The sequence below is a fragment of the Martinezella lusitana genome (genome assembly GCF_010668395.1).
Taxonomy (GTDB): domain Bacteria; phylum Pseudomonadota; class Alphaproteobacteria; order Rhizobiales; family Rhizobiaceae; genus Rhizobium; species Rhizobium lusitanum_A.
Genome location: NZ_WUEY01000005.1, coordinates 189,715 through 205,964, shown reverse-complemented (window position 1 = coordinate 205,964; position 16,250 = coordinate 189,715). Strand labels below are relative to the sequence as shown.

Below are 16,250 nucleotides of genomic sequence, written 5' to 3'. Positions count from 1 at the left end.
GACCGTGCAGCTGCTGCTTCTCCATCTCGACGACGCATTGGAGTTGCAGCCTGATTTCGTGCGCGCCTGCAAGTTTGCCGGCGCGCACCAGTATTTCGGCAAGAACGAGGGCCGGCAGGTCCGGCTTTGGGGCAAGCAGAGCGCTCTCGACGATCTCAGCCGGGAAATCGTCAGGAACGGGCCTGCGGCGGGCAAGGATCCGCAGCTGTGTTTCATGGGGTCCGGCGACTTCCATCACATCACGGCATTGCTGCTCGAGGGAGCGCTGGAGCGGCAGCCCGGTCCCGCCACATTGATCCATTTCGACAACCATCCCGATTGGGTCAAGTTCGACGGCGGCATGCATTGTGGCTCCTGGGTCAACAGGGCCCTTGCCAATCCCAATATCCAGAAAGTCATCACGATCGGCGTCTGCAGCAGCGATCTTCGCAGCCCGGAGCGCAAGGGAGCGAACCTGCACTGGCTCGGGGACGGCAAGCTGGAGCTTTACCCTTACGAACATCCGCCGAGCCGCGTGCTGGCCGACTACGGCAATGGCGCCAGCTATCAGCAGGAAAAGGGCGCGCTGCACCGGAAATCGATCGCGGAGATCGGCGAGGACAATTTCATCGACCGGATGCTCAGCCGCATCCGCACCGAGGCCGTCTATGTCACGATCGACAAGGATGTCCTGGCCGCCGACGATGCCGTCACCAATTGGGATCAGGGCCGCATGCGGCTACCCTATCTTCTCGCTCTGATCAGCGAAATCGGTAGCCGTCACCGCATCATCGGCGCCGATGTCATCGGGGATTATTCGACCCCGAACTATGCTGGCAGCCTGCGGACGCAGTTCCTGAAGCGCGCGGAGATCTTCATCGACCAGCCGCGCATGCGCCAGGGCGCGGAAACGACGAGGAACATCAACAGCGCCGCCAATCACGCGCTGCTGGAGGTTCTCGCGGAGTATATGGAATGACCGGCAGCCTGACACTTCCCATGCTTGGGCTCATCCTGTTCTGCGTGCTCGCGGAAACCGCCCGCGAGGTCTGCTTCAAGCAATCGGCCAGCGAAAACGCGCTGCTCGCGGCGCTGGCCAAGCCGGTCACCTGGCTCGGCATTCTGTTCTGGGCCGTCGAGCTTCTCGCCTGGACGGCCGTTCTCGAGCATGTCCCCCTGACCATCGCCTTCCCGCTGATGGCGCTGAGCTACGTCGTCATCGTGTTCGCCGGCGCCGTCATCTTCAAGGAAAATATCAACCTGCGCCATGCAACCGGCGTGTTCCTCGTCACCGCCGGCGTGGCCTGTGTGGGAGTTACAGGATTATGAAAATCTTTGCGCACACCCGATGGGATCTGGCACCGGTTCTGGCCGCCGTCGCCCATCTCGCCTTCGACGTCTACCTGATCGTCGGCTTCGAAAGCCGGCCGCTCTGGCTCTCGGCCGTCCTCGGCTGCCTCTATGCCGTCTCGATCTCCTGGAACATCAACAGCATATCGCACAACTTCATCCATACGCCCTATTTCAAGCCGCGTTGGATGAACTACGCCTTCAGCCTGCTGGAGTCGGTCGCGATCGGCTTCTCGCAGACCTATTATCATTGGGTGCACATGCGCCATCATTCCGGCAACAGCGACCGTCCCAACGAGAAGGGCGAGACCGTCGATCTCCTGTCGATCTATCGCCACGGCCATGACGGCCAGCCGGAAAACGTCTGGTCCTACACGTTCCTGAGCTTCTTCCGCGACAGCCTCGGCGATATCCACAAGGCCATCGCCCGCAATCGCCCCTTCGATGCGGCCTGGGGCCGTTTCGAGCTCTATTTCTTCCTGGGGCTTGCGGCGCTCGCGCTCATCTACGACTGGAAGGCGGTGCTGTTCTTCGTGCCGTTCTACTATATCGGCAACTGCCTGTCGTCGCTGAACGGCTATTACGAGCATCTGAACGGCGATCCGGACGAGCCGATCGCCTGGGGCGTGTCGAGCCACAAGTCCTTCTACAACTGGCTCTGGTTCGGCAACGGCTACCATGCCGAACACCACTATCGCCCGCGTACGCACTGGACGAAGCTCCAGTCCCTGCACGAGCAGATCAAGGAAGAGCAGGAAAAGAACGGCACGCATGTCATCAGCACCTGCCATGCGCTTGGCTTTATGGCCAAGGAAAACCGGCCGTCGGAGCTGTCTCATGAAACATGATGAGCTGAGCTTCTTCATGGAGGGCTCAAACGGCAAAGGCGTCCTTCTGATCCATGGTCTGACGGGCGCCCCTGCCGAGATGAAGCTGGTGGCCCGGCATCTCAACCGCAGGGGCTACAGCATCCATGCGCCGCTGCTGGCCGGTCATGGCGTCGATGCGAAGACGCTGCGCCAGACGCGCTGGGAGGATTGGCTCGGCTCTGTCGTCGAGGCATCGGAACTGCTGGCATCGAGAACGCAGGAGGTCTTTGCCGCCGGCATCTGTGTCGGTGGCAAGCTGGCCATGCTGGCGGCCGAGCAGAAGAAGGCGATCGGCGCGGTGGCGATCTACTCTCCCTGCTTCAGCTACGACGGCTGGGACGTTCCCTTCTACTATCCGCTCCTGGCGTCGCAGATCGGATGGCTGTCGCGCATTCCTTTCCTCGATCGCCTGAGCTTCCGCGAGACGACGTCGCTCGGCATCAAGGACGAGCGCATGCGTCGGCTGATCGAGGGCATGGCCAGCGAAGGCGTCCTGGAGAAATTTCCCGGCAAGGGCCTTGTCGAAATGCATCGGCTGGGCAAGACGCTTCGCGGCATGTTGCCGGTCATGCAGACGCCGACGCTGATCCTGCATGCCGAGGATGACGATCTCGCCAGTCCGAAGCACGCCCGCTACATTTCCGAGCATATCGGCGCTCCGCACGAGCTGAAATGGATCGCGGACAGCTATCACATGATCCATGTCGACCGGCAGCATCGCCAGGTGGCCGATTTCACGGCAGATTTCTTCGAGGCCCGCCATGTCGCAGCCGCTGCTTAAAGCGCTGCCGATGCCGGCAGGCAACCCGGTGGCCGAGGTTCATTTCAGCATTCGCGCCATCGGCCGCGATGCGTGGAACGCCTGTTTCCAGGGTCAGGTCGAGGACTATGATTGCCTGCTTGCCATCGAGGAGGCTGGTCTCGATGGTTTCGAATGGCGCTATATCACCGTAACGGAAGACGGGCGCGTCTGCGCCGCCATGCCGGCCTTTCTCTGCCTCTATGCCCTCGATACGACGCTGGAAGAGGGGTTCCTGCGCAGGTCCGTGCGCAGCGTGCAGCGCCATTTCCCGAATTTCCTGAAGCTGCGCCTTGCCTGCCTTGGATCGCCCTGCACCGAGACGGGGGCAATCGGCTTTCGTGCCGACGTGTCCGGCGAGCGCCGCAGTGTGTTGCTTGGGGAGTTGCTGTCCTTCTTCGAACAGCTCGCCGCCACGGAGAATTGCGCGCTGGTCGGCCTCAAGGATATTCCCGAGCAGGCTTCGGCGGAGTTCGGCGATCTGTTCGCCGCCCGCGGCTATGCCTCGATCGGCGGGCTCCCGACGGCGTGGCTCGACATCGATTTCAAGACGATCGACGAATATCTCGCCAAGCTTTCATCCGGCACCCGCAAGGATATGCGCCGCAAGCTGAAATCCTTCGAGCAGGTCAGGGTGGAAATCAGGACGGATTTCGGCGAGTTCCTGCCGGAGGTGATGGCGCTCTATCACGACACCCGCAACCGCAGCGAATGGCAGTTCGAAGAGCTCACTCCCGCATATTTCCAGGGTGTTCTCAGCCGCATGCGCGGTCGTTCCTTCTGCGCCTTCTACTTCGTCGAAGACAAGCTGCTTGCCGCCAATCTGATCGTGCATGACGAACACGTCGCCATCGACAAGTTCTTCTGCATGGATGGCGAAAAGGGGCGACCCTACAACCTCTATTTCCTGAGCTGGTTTACCAACCTGCGCTATTGCCTGGAGCATGGTCTCAACCGCTATCAAAGCGGTCAGGCCTATTATGAGAACAAGGTGCGTCTCGGCAGCAAGCTGACGGGCAATGCGATGTATTTTCGCCATCGCAACCCCTTCTTCCAGAAGTTGCTGCGGCTGGTGTCGCCGTTGTTCTCCACAGACGAGGCGGATGCGTGATGCCGATGCGTTTTTCCTGGCTCGCGGTGCCGGTGCTGAACACCCTGTTCCAGTTCTTCGTCAAGCACGGGGCGGAGCAGCTGAGCGACGGCGGCGCGGAAGGATGGCTCTGGCAGGCGCTGTCGTCATACTGGATCCTGGCGGCGATCGCCGTCGAGGTCGCCTGCTTCTTCATCTGGATGAACGTGCTGGCCGAACTCGACCTCAGCCGCGCCTTTCCGCTTTCCGGCATCAGCTACGTGCTGATCATCGCGACGGGCTGGTTCGTCTTCGGCGAGCGGGTCGTCGCGCTGCAGGTGATCGGCAGCGGATTGATCCTGGCGGGTGTCTGGCTGATCGCGAGCGCCAATGTGGAGACGGAGGATCACGGAGACTGGCACGCCAAGCGTGACGGTCTGCAGAGTGGCGCCGGCAAGGATGGATGATGCCCAGTTCTCACGATGAAAATCGCCGCAACGGCAAAAGCAATGTCCTTTTCTCAGGCCTAGCGGACTGGTGCGTAAAACGGGCACTGTCGTCCATCGTCACGCGGGGCGCGCTGACCGTGACGACGGCGAGCGGCCGCATCCTGACATTCGGCGACGGCACCGGCGAACCCGTTCATGTCCGCTTCACCGACAACCGGGCTGAATGGGCGTTCCTCATCGATGCCGATCTGCGGCTTGGCGAACTCTACATGGACGGCCGTTTCATCGTCGAGCGTGGCACGCTCTACGATTTCGTGGCGATGATGCTGCGGGAGGCGCAGAACAGCACCCACCCGCTCATTGCCCGCATCATCGACCATGCCCGGACCAGGCTGCGGATTTTCCGCCATCGCAATCTGCCTGTTCGATCGAAGGCCAATGTCGCCCATCACTACGATCTCGACGGCCGGCTCTATGAGCTTTTCCTCGATCCCGACCGGCAATATTCCTGCGCTTATTTCGAGCATGCCGGCCAGTCGCTGGAAGACGCGCAGCTTGCCAAGAAACGGCATCTCGCCGCCAAGCTCCTGATCGAGCCGAACGACAGCATTCTCGACATCGGCTGCGGCTGGGGCGGCCTGGCGCTGCACATGGCGGAGCATGCGCCCGGCGGCTATGTGCTTGGCGTCACCCTCTCCGAGGAGCAGCACGACTATGCCTCGAAGCGCGTGGCCGACAAGGTCGGGGGGATGCCGGCCGAAGTTCAGTTCGCGCTGAGGGACTATCGCAGCCTCACCGGCCATTTCGACAGGATCGTCTCGGTCGGCATGTTCGAGCATGTCGGGCTGGCATCCTACCGCACCTTCTTCCGGAAATGCGCCGAGCTGCTCGAGGATGACGGCATTATGGTGCTGCACACCATCGGCTGCTCGGCGACACCCGGCTTCACGACGCCGTGGCTCGACAAATACATCTTTCCCGGCGGCTACATTCCGGCGCTTTCCGAAATCGTGCCCGAGATCGAGGCGGCGGGGCTCGCCATTACCGATGTCGAGGTGCTGCGGCTGCATTACGCCAAGACGCTGGAAAGCTGGCGCGCGCGTTTCATGGCGCGCTGGGACGACGCGGTAAAGCTTTACGACGAGCGCTTCTGCCGGATGTGGGAATACTATCTTTCGACCGCGGAGGCCGCCTTCCGCTACGAGGATCTCGTCGTCTTCCAGATCCAGATGACCAAGCGAAACGACGTCATCCCGCTGACGCGCGGCTACATCGCCGAGAATGAAGCGCGGAGCGCCTCAGAAGTTGATGTTGAACGTTCTGTTCAGCGTGAAGCCGATGATGTTCTGGTCGGGTGAGCCGAACTGCGAGGTGACCGGGCTGTCGGCCGCGTCGCCCACCAGGCGGTTGTATTTCTCGTAGACCTGCATGCTCCATTCAGGCGAGATCGTATAGGTCGCCGCCACGGCGAAGCCGACCGATTTCACGCCGGCGCCGGCGTCGAAGGCGCTGACATGGCCATGTTTCGCAGCCTCGTTTTCCGAGATACCGAAGTTGGTGCGCATATAGATGGAGTTCGCCATCGACAGGCGAGGTCCGGCGGACAGCAGCCATTTGTCGCCGACGGGCTGAAACCAGTCGAGTGCCAGATCGCCGACCAGGCCATCGCCGCCCCAAAGCGATTGACGCACTTCCGTGCGAAACCGCAGCTGATTTTCCATCAGCCAATACTGGGCAAAGCCACCGGCATCGAAATTCCAGCGCACCCTGCGCTGGCTCTGCAGATGCAGGTCGTTGAGGTCGAAGCGGTCGTCCCGCAGGCCCACGACGGGGCCGACTTCGAGGCCGTGGAGATCGAAGAGCTGATAATCGAAATTGTCGTCGGGAGCGCTGTATTCCTGCGCTTCGCCGAGCCGGTGCAAATCGAAGGAAGGCAGGGCGCTGAAGGAATGGTGCTTCGATCCCTCGTAGCTGGGACCGTACTCCACGGTCGCCCCAAGGGTAACAACCCATGTATCGGACGAGGATTTGGGGGTGTCTTCCGCCCTGGACGATGCGGGAAACGTAGCCGCTAAGGAGACGGCCAGCAGGCCCATTCCGGCAAGCGTCGACCGGGCGGAAAAAGATGTCCCAACACTTAACACTCTGACAACACCCGGTCCCTGATCGCCCTTGCCGCACTACTAGCACAGCTCAAGGTTCCAGAAATAGCAGAAAATTTGAGACCGATCATTGCGCCTGCCTTGCGGCAGAAGGGTTTTTGCACCGTTTGCGGAAGCAAGGCGCGGGCACTCCTTTGGTCCATCTGTCGCAACCCCGATATTCGATCTCTCAACGACAATGATGCGGACTATATTCCTCATTCGCCGTTGCCGGCGATTGCCGGAAATGCGCGCAAGGATAGAGATACAACATGTCATGAACCTGAAGCACCTGCCGCTTCAAACGCGCGGTTTCGGATTTCGTCGCGGTTGGACGCTGCGAATTTTATCCCTAGATAGGCGTTGTCCCGTTTCGGGTTCCGAAGGTGTAAGTAGCGGCATGAAAGCACGAGAAGCGGGTTTCGGCGCATGAAGAATCAGCCATTCGGCAAGTCGGGCATACCTGGATGGCTGAACCGCTACGAGCCTCTGCTGCTCGTGATGTTCGCCGCCCTTTCGGGTGGAATTCTTCTGTTCATCTACCTGACGGGAGAGGTGCTCGAAGGAAGCACGAGGGGCTTCGACGAGGCGATATTGCTGGCGCTTCGCCAGCCTGGAAATCTTTCGGTGCCGATCGGGCCGGGATGGTTGACCCATGCGGTCAAGGACATCACGAGCCTCGGCGGGATGACCGTGCTGGCGTTGATGACGGTTCTTGTGACGATCTATCTGCTGCTGGACCGGCAGCGCGCCATCGCCGTCTTCGTCCTTGCCTCCGTGCTCGGCGGGTGGGGGCTAAGTGCCGCCCTGAAGATCGGTGTCGCGCGGCCGCGGCCGGATATCGTGCCGCATCTGGTCGAGGTTCACGATCTGAGCTTTCCGAGCGGTCATGCGATGGTATCGGCGGTAACCTATCTGACCCTTGCCGCGCTGATCTCGGGCACCCGCCCCCACCGCTCGACGCGCATCTTCACGGTCGCGGCCGGCATCCTGCTGACATTGATGATCGGAGCGAGCCGGATCTATCTCGGCGTCCATTACCCGACCGATGTTCTCGGCGGCTGGTGCGCCGGCGCGACCTGGGCGCTCGGCTGCTGGATCGTCGCCCGCCGCTTCATAGCGCTTTCCCGAAACGGCAACGGTCCGGCAGGAAGCGATGCCACGCCTTTCGAATGAACCCGGCGTCAGGCTACACGGATCCCCTGCGTGGGGTCAGCACTGGACTTCAAGCCGTGTCGCCACCAGCAGCGAGTAATCCGTGCCCTGCGGGTCGCTGAAGAACATGCTGGTGAGCGCAGCCTGGTTCTCCGCCATGACTTCCTTGGGATTGGGCCTGACCACCTTGCTCTTGCATCGCCCGAAGGCCGACCCGGAAGTGGCCATGTCGTTGTCGGTGTTGAAATCGACGGCGGTGTAGAGCGTCTTGTCGTAGATCCCGAAGATCGTGGTTCCCTTGAGGAAGGTCTTCTGCTCCGGCTTCAGCGAAAAGGTGAGGATCAGCGAACCGTCCTTGTAATCGGCCTGGATCGCATCCGGCTTGGCCATGGGCACCGCTTTGCCGTTGCTGGTGACGTTCGTATAGTAACCGTATTGCGCAAGCGAATCCCGGACCGTCTTGCCCACCGCCTTGAGCTCGGTCGGCGTCAGCGTCTGATTGTCGCCCTTGTCGAAATCCATCAGCACAGAGGAGGAAAACACCTCGTCGAAGTTCCAGACGTTGCGCAGCTCGCTGATGGAGCCGTCCGGCGCCGCGACGACCTGGAACTTGGCGTCGATGAAGATATGCGGATGGGCGAGCGCGGGAACGGGCAGAAGCGACAGCATCGCAACCAGCAGGGACGTCTTTCTTTTCATGCGAGCCAATACCGCGTTCCGTCGATCGATGTGATGGGCAGACCTGAACGTCAAATGAGACTGATTTGAGACCCCGGCCGCGTGGCGCGGTTGCATAGGTATGAGAAGAAAGAAATGCGCCGCCCTCCCGGGAGGGCGCCTTACGGCGAAGCCGTAACTTCTGTTATTCCAATGGATATTTGAGAAAACTGGAGCGGGCGAAGGGATTCGAACCCTCGACCCCAACCTTGGCAAGGTTGTGCTCTACCCCTGAGCTACACCCGCTCATTCCCGTCGCGATCCGGGGTAGTGTGTTGGACCGCTGGGCGTCGTCTTGCGGCGACGGGCGCTATATGGCCTAACCATTTTTCAAATGCAACAGGGAAATGACGAGTTCGCGAAGAAAAATTGCATCTTCCTTCCGACCGCCGCCGGAAAGCCCGGAAATGCCGGGCTTTTTCGCCTGAAAGATTGCAATGAAATTATGGGCGACGTATCAGGGGCGAACCATTTTCATTGCGAGATGTCATGACCGAGACCAGCCCGAAAACCCGCGACGATCTTTTCCGATTCCTGGATGGGCTCGGCATCACCCATGCGACGAAGGATCATGCCCCGGTCTTCACCGTCGCCGAATCGGTGTCGCTGCGCGACGAGATTCCGGGCGGGCATACGAAAAACCTGTTCGTGAAGGACAAGAAGGACAATTTCTTCCTGCTGACCGTCGAGGAAAACGCGACGGTCGACCTGAAGACCGTGCACACGCTGATCGGCGCGGCCAGCAAGGTGTCCTTCGGCAAGCCGGAAAAGCTGATGGAATATCTCGGCGTCATTCCCGGCTCCGTCACCGCGTTCGGTGCGATCAACGACACGGCCAACAATGTCACCTTCGTCCTCGATGTCGAGCTGATGGCGCATGACGTCGTCAATTGCCATCCCCTGTCGAACGACGCGACGACATCGATTGCCAGCGCCGACCTCCTGCGCTTCATGGAGGCGACGGGTCATCAGCCGCTAGTCTTGAAAGTGACGAGCTAACATACGATTTTAGCGCTAAGATCATGGCGGGCGGCTTCTCTATCGGATTGTCCGAGCGCTCCGACCATTTCAACGGGCGTGCTGCCAGGCGACCCTATTGGGCTCGTTTGGAAATCATGCTTTTCATAAGATCAAGGATGCCGGCAGGCGGGAGACACTCATGAGCGGTTCGAACAATCCCTATAACGCTTCCTTCGGCGGGCAGATGTCGGCCACGGCATCCTTCGGTGCCGCGCCTGCGGCCGGCGGCGCTTCGCCGATCAAGGACACGACGACGGCCAACTTCGCCAAGGATGTTATCGAGGAATCACGCAGGCAGCCGGTGCTGGTCGATTTCTGGGCGCCCTGGTGCGGTCCGTGCAAGCAGCTGACGCCGGTTCTCGAAAAGGTCGTCACCGAAGCCCAGGGCCGCGTCAAGCTGGTCAAAATGAACATCGACGACCATCCGTCCATCGCCGGTCAGCTCGGCATCCAGTCGATCCCGGCCGTCATCGCCTTCGTCGACGGCCGGCCGGCCGACGGTTTCATGGGCGCGGTTCCGGAAAGCCAGGTTCGTCAATTCATCGATCGCCTCGGCGGCCCCGCGGGCGGCGCCGACGATCAGGCAGCCGAGATCGCGGCCGTTCTGGAAGAGGCAAGCGGCCTTCTCGCCGCTGGCGACGTCAATGGCGCCGCCGAGCTCTTCGGCGCGGTGCTGCAGGCCGACCCGGAAAATGCCAAGGCGCTTGCCGGCATGGCCGAATGCATGATCGCCGCCGGGCAAAGCCAGCGCGCCCGCGAGGCGCTTGCCGACCTGCCGGAAACGCTGGCCAACGATGCCGGCATCCAGGCCGTGGTCAAGAAGCTCGACCAGATCGACGAGGCCCGCAAGCTCGGCGATCCCGTGGCCATCGAGCATGAGCTGGCCATCAATCCCGACAATCACGAGCAGCGCATCAAGCTTGCCAAGATCCGCAATGTCGAAGGCAAGCGCGAGGAAGCGGCCGAACATCTCCTGACGGTCATGCGCAAGGATCGCAGCTTCGACGATGACGGCGCACGCCGTCAGTTGCTGGAATTCTTCGAGGTGTGGGGACCGAAGGACCCGGCCACCATCGCGGCACGGCGCAGGCTTTCGTCGATTCTGTTTTCGTAACGGGCCTGTTTTCCTAATGGCATGGCGATCGCGGGAAACCTTTCGCGCGATCGTTCGTTGGATGGGAGCGTGAGCGCGGTGTATCGGCGCGTCTGCTAAAATGCTCTTGTGTTTTCGGCAGACAGGCCCACATTGTCGATCGACGCGGCGCGGAATGGGGCGTGCGCGAGTGTGTCGTTCCTGCGCGGCCCACTGCGGCGGGCAGCGCAGTGATCTAGCGGGATGGAAAAGATGCAAGTCGGTAATGCCAGATATCTGAAGCCGGGCGATCTGCCCGAATCGGTGGTCGTCTTTCCCCTGTCCGGTGCGCTGCTGCTGCCCGGCGCGCAACTGCCGCTCAATATCTTCGAGCCGCGCTATCTCGCCATGTTCGATGCGGCCATCGCCGGCAACAGGCTGGTCGGCATCGTGCAGCCCGCGCTTTCCGAGCCGGCCGACTCTCCGAATCTCTCCCATGTCGGCTGCCTCGGGCGTATCACCTCCATCGCCGAAACCGGCGACGGACGCTATATCGCCGCGCTGACCGGCATATGCCGTTTCCGGCTGATGGACGAAATCACCGGCCACCAGCCCTACCGCACGTTCCGCATCACGCCCTTCATCTCCGACCTCAAGTCTCACCATGAGGAGGATACGGTGGATCGCGGCGCGCTGCTGTTTGCCTTTCGCGCCTATCTGGAGGCCAACAAGCTGGAGGCGGACTGGGAAAGCGTCGAGCGGGCCGACAATATGATGCTGGTCAATTCGCTGTCGATCATGGCGCCGTTCGATCCCGCCGAGAAGCAGGCTCTTCTGGAGGCGCCGGACCTGAAAACGCGCGCCGAAACCTTCATCGCCATCGTCAAGATCCTGCTGGCCGGCTCCGGCGACACCGATTCCGTGATGCAATAGGAGCTTGCCCATGGATGTCACCGTCAGCAAGGTCGATCCGAAACTGCTCGACCTGCTCGTCTGCCCGCTCACCAAGGGGCGGCTGAGCTACGACCGGGACAAGAACGAGCTGATTTCGGAGAAGGCACGGCTTGCCTACCCGATCCGCGACGGCATTCCGATCATGCTGATTTCGGAAGCGCGCCGTATCGAGGATTGAGATCGAGGAGTGCGCTCCGGCCTATTCCGTTCAGATCGCCTCGCCGGCGAGCAGGCGCGGATTGTCCTTCGCGGTCGTGCCTGCGGCCTGGCCGATGAAGAAGGATTTGAGGCTTGGCAATCGGTCGACGAGGCCCAAGCCGAAGTCGCGGGCGATGCGGAGCGGCGTATTGTCGTTGGAAAACAGCCGGTTCAGCACGTCCGTCGTCACCCCCATGCGGAAGGTGTCGAAGCGCCGCCAGGTCTGGTAGCGCTTGAGGATGTTGATCGAGCCGATGTCGAGGCCGAGACGGTCGGCCTCGACGATGGTTTCGGCGAGCGCCGCCACATCCTTGAAGCCGAGATTGAGGCCCTGGCCGGAGATCGGGTGGATGCCGTGCGCGGCATCGCCGGCGAGCGCAAAGCGCGGTGCGACGAAGGCGCGGGCAAGCGTCAGGCCGAGCGGGAAGGCGCGCCGGTCTCCGACAGTGCGCAGCGCGCCGAGCTTGTGGCCGAAGCGGCGCTCCAGTTCCTCTTCGAAAAGGAGATCGTCGGAGGCGACCAGCCGTTCGGCATCGGAGGTGCGCTCCGTCCAGACGAGCGAGGAGCGATTGTTCTTCAGCGGCAGGATGGCGAAGGGGCCGGAGGGCAGGAAATGCTCCTCGGCACAGCCGCCATGCGGCCGCTCATGCTCGACCGTCACGACGATGCCGGACTGGCCGTAATCCCAGGTGACCGTCTTGATGCCTGCCATGTCGCGCAGCTTCGAGCGCACGCCGTCGCAGGCGACCAGGAGCCGCGTCTCCAGCGTGCTGCCGTCGGAGAGGGTGAGCGTCGTCTTGGCGTCGTCCGTGACGAAGTCCGTGGCGCTGAGCCCATGTCTGATCGTGATGCCGAGACGCTCGCAGGCGCCGCGCAAGGCGCCGACCATGGTCAGGTTCGATACCATATGGGCGAAGGGCTGGCCTTCGGCCACCTCGCCGTCGAAGGTGAGGAAGACCGGACGCACGGGATCGCTGGTGCGCGAATCGGTCACGACCATGCGGGTGATCGGCTCGGCTTCGGGTGCGATTTCGTCCCAGACGCCGAGGACACCGAGCATCTTCGAGGCGGCGGCGATGATCGCCGAGGCCCGCATGTCCTTCTTCCATGCGGTTTCCGGGGCTGCCTCCACGATCATGACATCGAGGTGAGGCGCTGCCTGCTTGACGGCGACCGCGGCGGCAAGACCCACATATCCGCCACCCACTACCAGCATGTCCAACATAGCGCTTCCCTGTGTCCTACTATCACGTCCTGCTCTATATAGAGCATCCCGTTCGTGGTTCCTACCATTGGAGTTCAAGCAAAATGTCGCGAGAGACCGAGAAGCTCACCCCGATGGAAACGGTGCTGGCGACGCTCGATCTGGAAACGATCGAAATGAACCTGTTTCGCGGCAACAGTCCGCAGGTCGGCTGGCAGCGGGTCTTCGGCGGGCAGGTGATCGGCCAGGCGCTGATGGCCGCGCAAAGGACCGTGGATGGCGATCGGTTCGCGCATTCGCTGCATGCCTATTTCATGCTGCCGGGCGATCCCTCGGTTCCGATCCTCTATCAGGTCGACCGCCTGCGGGATGGTTCCAGCTTCAATACGCGGCGCGTGCTCGCCGTCCAGCACGGCAAGGCGATCTTTGCGCTGACGGCGTCCTTCCAGGTCGACGAGCCCGGCTTCGACCATCAGGGCGACATGCCCGGCGTGCCGATGCCGGAGGAGCTGATGGACGAGGAGCAGATCAAGCAGCGCTACCTCGCCCATGCGCCCGAGAATGTGCGCCGCTACTGGGAGCGCAAGCGGGCGATCGAAATCAGGCCCGTCTCGATCGAGAGTTATTTCTCCCGATCGCAGCCGAGCCAGCGGCAGAACATCTGGGTCCGACTGACCGGACCGGTGCCGGACAACCGGCTCTGCCAAAACGCCGTGCTCGCCTATCTCTCGGACATGACGCTGCTCGATGTTGCCCTGAACGCGCATGGCACGTCGGTTCTGGATCCGGGCGTCCAGGTGGCGAGCCTCGACCATGCCATGTGGTTCCATCGCCCGTTCAGGCTCGACGATTGGCTGCTTTACAGCCAGGAGAGCCCCAGCGCCTCCGGCGCGCGCGGATTTACGCGCGGCAGCCTGTTTACGAGATCAGGTGTTCTGATTGCGTCGGTGGCGCAGGAAGGCCTGATTCGTAAAAAGGCAAATGATTAAATAAACGGCAAACTTATAAATTTGCACTTTATTTGTGCTGCTCTTGCGGCGCGAAATGCTGTTTTATTGGGTCTTCACAATAAATCCGTTATATTTCAATGTGTTATAAATGTGTCACGAATCTGGCACGTCCTTTGAATGTGTATACCCAGTCGCTGCAGAAACACTCGTCGGCGGCAAGGAGAGTCGGCTCCGTGCCGAGGGTAAACAAAGGATGGGAAACCAGATGAAAATTGTGATGGCCATTATCAAGCCGTTCAAGCTCGATGAGGTCCGTGAGGCCCTCACGGCTGTCGGCATCCAGGGCCTGACCGTGACCGAAGTGAAGGGCTACGGGCGCCAGAAGGGGCATACCGAGATCTATCGCGGCACCGAATACGCCGTGAGCTTTCTGCCGAAGCTGAAGATCGAGGTCGCGGTCGCATCCGAAATCGTCGACAAGGCCGTCGAGGCCATCGCATCCGCCGCCAAGACCGGGCAGATCGGCGACGGCAAGATCTTTGTCTATTCCATTGACCATGCCGTGCGCATCCGTACGGGCGAAACCGATTCAGAAGCGCTGTAAGAACACGGCGGATCAGGGAGTTATTTGCATGTCATTTTCCAAGCTTTCCTCCACCTTCGCACGGGTGGGCGCGCTTTCTGCGGCCTTGCTTGCGCCGGCGATCGCCTTCGCGCAGACCGCCACACCGGCTGCGGCGCCAGCTGTCGCTGCGGCAGCGCCGGCGATGACCATGGACAAGGGTGACAATACCTGGATGCTGGTTTCCACGGTTCTGGTTCTCCTGATGACCATTCCGGGCCTCGCACTGTTCTACGGCGGCCTCGTCCGCGCCAAGAACATGCTGTCGGTCCTCATGCAGGTCTTCATGATCACCTCCATGGTGATGATCATCTGGTGCGTCTACGGCTACTCGCTCGCTTTCACCGACGGCGGTTCGCTGAACAGCTTCGTCGGCGGCTTCTCCAAGGCCTTCCTCGCCGGCGTTACCACCTCCTCGTTGTCCGAGACCTTCACCAAGGGCGTTGCCATCCCGGAGCTGACCTATATCTGCTTCCAGATGACCTTCGCCTGCATCACGCCGGCCCTGATCGTCGGTGCTTTTGCCGAGCGCATCAAGTTCTCGGCCGTCATGCTCTTCGTCTTCCTGTGGGTGACCTTCGTTTACTTCCCGATGGCTCACATGGTCTGGTACTGGGGCGGTCCGAGCTCCTACACGGCTCCGGGCGGCATGATCTTCAACCTCGGCGCGCTTGATTTCGCCGGCGGCACGGTCGTTCACATCAATGCCGGTATCGCCGGCCTGGTCGGCGCGATCATCCTTGGCAAGCGCACCGGCTACAAGAAAGAGATCATGGCCCCGCATTCCATGACGCTCACCATGGTTGGCGCTTCGCTGCTGTGGGTCGGCTGGTTCGGCTTCAACGCCGGTTCGAACCTCGAAGCCAGCAGCGGCGCTTCGCTCGCCATGATCAACACCTTCGTCGCCACCGCAGCAGCCGCCCTTTCCTGGTGCGTTGTCGAAACCTTCACCCGCGGCAAGGCGTCGATGCTCGGCGCTGCTTCGGGCGCGGTTGCCGGTCTCGTTGCCGTCACCCCGGCTGCCGGCTTTGCCGGCCCGATGGGATCCATCGTCCTCGGCATCCTGGTTTCGCCGATTTGCTACTTCTTCGTCGACGTCGTTAAGAACAAGTTCAACTACGACGACAGCCTCGACGTCTTCGGCGTACACTGCATCGGCGGTATCTTCGGCGCCATCATGACCGGCATCCTGGTCAACCCGTCGCTCGGCGGCGCCGGCGTCGTCGATTACAGCTCGCCGACGTTCGCGGCTGGCTATGCCGGCACGGCAACGCAGGTCATGTCGCAGTTGAAGGCCGTTGTCATCACGCTTCTGTGGTCGGGCATCGGTTCGGCGATCCTCTACAAGATCGTCGACGTCATCGTCGGCCTGCGCGTCACGGTCGAAGCCGAGCGCGAAGGTCTCGACCTCGCTTCCCACGGCGAAGCCGCCTACCACAATTCCTGATTGGAGCTTGCGATGCCGGAGCAGCGTCTCCGGCATCGCCGAACGTCCCGTCGCGTCCTATTTGATTGCAGATAGGCCGCTTTTGGCCCGAACCCCGGTTCGGGCCCTTTTTGTTTGTGCTGTACCAATCGGCGGCAAAGATGGACGACACGAGAGGTTGGAATGCATGGTTAACACGCCATTAACCCTCCTCTGATTAGGTAGGGCTAACCTGCCGGCGAGTGGGCATAGACCGATTCGCTTGCGCTATCGACA

The 16,250-nt window shown here is 61.4% G+C and carries 18 protein-coding genes and 1 tRNA gene; 15 read left to right on the top strand and 4 right to left on the bottom strand.

The features are described from left to right. Window positions 1–4 precede the first annotated feature (4 nt). The 7 genes from GR212_RS13815 to GR212_RS13785 are packed head-to-tail and all read left to right on the top strand — an operon-like array spanning window position 5 to window position 5,873. Entirely contained in the window at window positions 5–958 is a 954-nt protein-coding gene (locus GR212_RS13815) for an arginase family protein (protein WP_163987139.1), read from the top strand. After that, complete coding sequence (locus GR212_RS13810; RefSeq protein WP_163987138.1) at window positions 955–1,308, top strand: EamA family transporter; 354 nt, start codon at window positions 955–957, stop codon at window positions 1,306–1,308. The genes GR212_RS13815 and GR212_RS13810 overlap by 4 nt, the downstream gene beginning before the upstream one ends. Next, entirely contained in the window at window positions 1,305–2,177 is an 873-nt protein-coding gene (locus GR212_RS13805; protein ID WP_163987137.1) for a fatty acid desaturase family protein, read from the top strand. The genes GR212_RS13810 and GR212_RS13805 overlap by 4 nt, the downstream gene beginning before the upstream one ends. Beyond that, window positions 2,167–2,979: an alpha/beta hydrolase gene (locus tag GR212_RS13800; protein ID WP_163987136.1), complete on the top strand. Its 813-nt coding sequence runs from the start codon at window positions 2,167–2,169 to the stop codon at window positions 2,977–2,979. The genes GR212_RS13805 and GR212_RS13800 overlap by 11 nt, the downstream gene beginning before the upstream one ends. Further along, window positions 2,960–4,108: a GNAT family N-acetyltransferase gene (locus GR212_RS13795; protein WP_163987135.1), complete on the top strand. Its 1,149-nt coding sequence runs from the start codon at window positions 2,960–2,962 to the stop codon at window positions 4,106–4,108. Before GR212_RS13800 ends, GR212_RS13795 begins: the two co-directional genes overlap by 20 nt. Continuing rightward, window positions 4,108–4,533 (top strand): EamA family transporter, encoded by a 426-nt coding sequence (locus GR212_RS13790; protein ID WP_204326570.1) that lies wholly within the window; start codon window positions 4,108–4,110, stop codon window positions 4,531–4,533. Before GR212_RS13795 ends, GR212_RS13790 begins: the two co-directional genes overlap by 1 nt. Then, window positions 4,533–5,873 carry an SAM-dependent methyltransferase gene (locus GR212_RS13785; protein ID WP_204326586.1) on the top strand — a complete coding sequence of 447 codons (1,341 nt, stop codon included), beginning with the start codon at window positions 4,533–4,535 and terminating at the stop codon, window positions 5,871–5,873. Before GR212_RS13790 ends, GR212_RS13785 begins: the two co-directional genes overlap by 1 nt. Here GR212_RS13785 and GR212_RS13780 read toward each other — a convergent pair. Beyond that, complete coding sequence (locus GR212_RS13780; protein WP_348643465.1) at window positions 5,814–6,659, bottom strand: MipA/OmpV family protein; 846 nt, start codon at window positions 6,657–6,659, stop codon at window positions 5,814–5,816. The two genes, GR212_RS13785 and GR212_RS13780, sit on opposite strands and share 60 nt — an antisense overlap. A 426-nt stretch (window positions 6,660–7,085) precedes the next feature. Between GR212_RS13780 and GR212_RS13775 the strand changes: the two genes are divergently transcribed. Continuing rightward, window positions 7,086–7,832, top strand: coding sequence for a phosphatase PAP2 family protein (locus tag GR212_RS13775; RefSeq protein WP_163987133.1), 747 nt, complete (start codon window positions 7,086–7,088; stop codon window positions 7,830–7,832). Between the two features lie 36 nt (window positions 7,833–7,868). Here GR212_RS13775 and GR212_RS13770 read toward each other — a convergent pair whose 3' ends face one another. Next, window positions 7,869–8,510, bottom strand: a complete 642-nt coding sequence (locus GR212_RS13770; protein ID WP_163987132.1) for a DUF1007 family protein — start codon at window positions 8,508–8,510, stop codon at window positions 7,869–7,871. 189 nt (window positions 8,511–8,699) lie between these two features. Continuing rightward, window positions 8,700–8,774, bottom strand: a tRNA-Gly gene (locus GR212_RS13765). 243 nt (window positions 8,775–9,017) lie between these two features. On the opposite strand from GR212_RS13765, the gene GR212_RS13760 reads away from it, so the two are divergent. The 4 genes from GR212_RS13760 to GR212_RS13745 all read left to right on the top strand — a co-directional run bounded on the left by GR212_RS13760 (window position 9,018) and on the right by GR212_RS13745 (window position 11,752). Then, window positions 9,018–9,527 carry a prolyl-tRNA synthetase associated domain-containing protein gene (locus tag GR212_RS13760; RefSeq protein ID WP_163987131.1) on the top strand — a complete coding sequence of 170 codons (510 nt, stop codon included), beginning with the start codon at window positions 9,018–9,020 and terminating at the stop codon, window positions 9,525–9,527. A 160-nt stretch (window positions 9,528–9,687) separates the two neighbouring features. After that, the gene (gene trxA, locus GR212_RS13755) at window positions 9,688–10,662 is read left to right on the top strand and encodes a thioredoxin (RefSeq protein ID WP_163987130.1); all 975 of its coding nucleotides are present in this window, start codon (window positions 9,688–9,690) and stop codon (window positions 10,660–10,662) included. Window positions 10,663–10,893: 231 nt separating this feature from the next. Continuing rightward, window positions 10,894–11,553: an LON peptidase substrate-binding domain-containing protein gene (locus tag GR212_RS13750; RefSeq protein ID WP_163987129.1), complete on the top strand. Its 660-nt coding sequence runs from the start codon at window positions 10,894–10,896 to the stop codon at window positions 11,551–11,553. 10 nt (window positions 11,554–11,563) lie between these two features. Further along, on the top strand, window positions 11,564–11,752 hold the full coding sequence (locus GR212_RS13745) for a Trm112 family protein (protein ID WP_163987128.1): 189 nt from the start codon (window positions 11,564–11,566) through the stop codon (window positions 11,750–11,752). A gap of 30 nt (window positions 11,753–11,782) precedes the next feature. On the opposite strand, the gene GR212_RS13740 is transcribed toward GR212_RS13745, so the two are convergent. Then, a complete protein-coding gene (locus tag GR212_RS13740; RefSeq protein WP_163987127.1) occupies window positions 11,783–12,997 on the bottom strand; it encodes a ubiquinone biosynthesis hydroxylase in 1,215 nt (404 codons plus the stop codon). 83 nt (window positions 12,998–13,080) lie between these two features. Here GR212_RS13740 and tesB point away from each other — a divergent pair, with 83 nt between their 5' ends. The 3 genes from tesB to GR212_RS13725 all read left to right on the top strand — a co-directional run bounded on the left by tesB (window position 13,081) and on the right by GR212_RS13725 (window position 15,995). Then, a complete protein-coding gene (gene tesB / locus GR212_RS13735; RefSeq protein WP_163987126.1) occupies window positions 13,081–13,965 on the top strand; it encodes an acyl-CoA thioesterase II in 885 nt (294 codons plus the stop codon). 214 nt (window positions 13,966–14,179) lie between these two features. Beyond that, the gene (locus GR212_RS13730; RefSeq protein ID WP_034509110.1) at window positions 14,180–14,530 is read left to right on the top strand and encodes a P-II family nitrogen regulator; all 351 of its coding nucleotides are present in this window, start codon (window positions 14,180–14,182) and stop codon (window positions 14,528–14,530) included. A 28-nt stretch (window positions 14,531–14,558) separates the two neighbouring features. Next, the gene (locus GR212_RS13725; RefSeq protein WP_163987125.1) at window positions 14,559–15,995 is read left to right on the top strand and encodes an ammonium transporter; all 1,437 of its coding nucleotides are present in this window, start codon (window positions 14,559–14,561) and stop codon (window positions 15,993–15,995) included. The last annotated feature ends 255 nt before the right edge of the window (window positions 15,996–16,250 follow it).

What these genes read in the sequence shown, in the direction of transcription:
- GR212_RS13810 (WP_163987138.1), top strand. Translation starts at nt 955, where the DNA reads ATGACCGGCAGCCTGACACTTCCCATGCTTGGGCTCATCCTGTTCTGC.
- GR212_RS13805 (WP_163987137.1), top strand. Translation starts at nt 1,305, where the DNA reads ATGAAAATCTTTGCGCACACCCGATGGGATCTGGCACCGGTTCTGGCC.
- GR212_RS13800 (WP_163987136.1), top strand. Translation starts at nt 2,167, where the DNA reads ATGAAACATGATGAGCTGAGCTTCTTCATGGAGGGCTCAAACGGCAAA.
- GR212_RS13795 (WP_163987135.1), top strand. Translation starts at nt 2,960, where the DNA reads ATGTCGCAGCCGCTGCTTAAAGCGCTGCCGATGCCGGCAGGCAACCCG.
- GR212_RS13790 (WP_204326570.1), top strand. Translation starts at nt 4,108, where the DNA reads ATGCCGATGCGTTTTTCCTGGCTCGCGGTGCCGGTGCTGAACACCCTG.
- GR212_RS13785 (WP_204326586.1), top strand. Translation starts at nt 4,533, where the DNA reads ATGCCCAGTTCTCACGATGAAAATCGCCGCAACGGCAAAAGCAATGTC.
- GR212_RS13775 (WP_163987133.1), top strand. Translation starts at nt 7,086, where the DNA reads ATGAAGAATCAGCCATTCGGCAAGTCGGGCATACCTGGATGGCTGAAC.
- GR212_RS13770 (WP_163987132.1), bottom strand. Translation starts at nt 8,510, where the DNA reads ATGAAAAGAAAGACGTCCCTGCTGGTTGCGATGCTGTCGCTTCTGCCC.
- GR212_RS13760 (WP_163987131.1), top strand. Translation starts at nt 9,018, where the DNA reads ATGACCGAGACCAGCCCGAAAACCCGCGACGATCTTTTCCGATTCCTG.
- trxA (WP_163987130.1), top strand. Translation starts at nt 9,688, where the DNA reads ATGAGCGGTTCGAACAATCCCTATAACGCTTCCTTCGGCGGGCAGATG.
- GR212_RS13750 (WP_163987129.1), top strand. Translation starts at nt 10,894, where the DNA reads ATGCAAGTCGGTAATGCCAGATATCTGAAGCCGGGCGATCTGCCCGAA.
- GR212_RS13745 (WP_163987128.1), top strand. Translation starts at nt 11,564, where the DNA reads ATGGATGTCACCGTCAGCAAGGTCGATCCGAAACTGCTCGACCTGCTC.
- GR212_RS13740 (WP_163987127.1), bottom strand. Translation starts at nt 12,997, where the DNA reads ATGTTGGACATGCTGGTAGTGGGTGGCGGATATGTGGGTCTTGCCGCC.
- tesB (WP_163987126.1), top strand. Translation starts at nt 13,081, where the DNA reads ATGTCGCGAGAGACCGAGAAGCTCACCCCGATGGAAACGGTGCTGGCG.
- GR212_RS13730 (WP_034509110.1), top strand. Translation starts at nt 14,180, where the DNA reads ATGGGAAACCAGATGAAAATTGTGATGGCCATTATCAAGCCGTTCAAG.
- GR212_RS13725 (WP_163987125.1), top strand. Translation starts at nt 14,559, where the DNA reads ATGTCATTTTCCAAGCTTTCCTCCACCTTCGCACGGGTGGGCGCGCTT.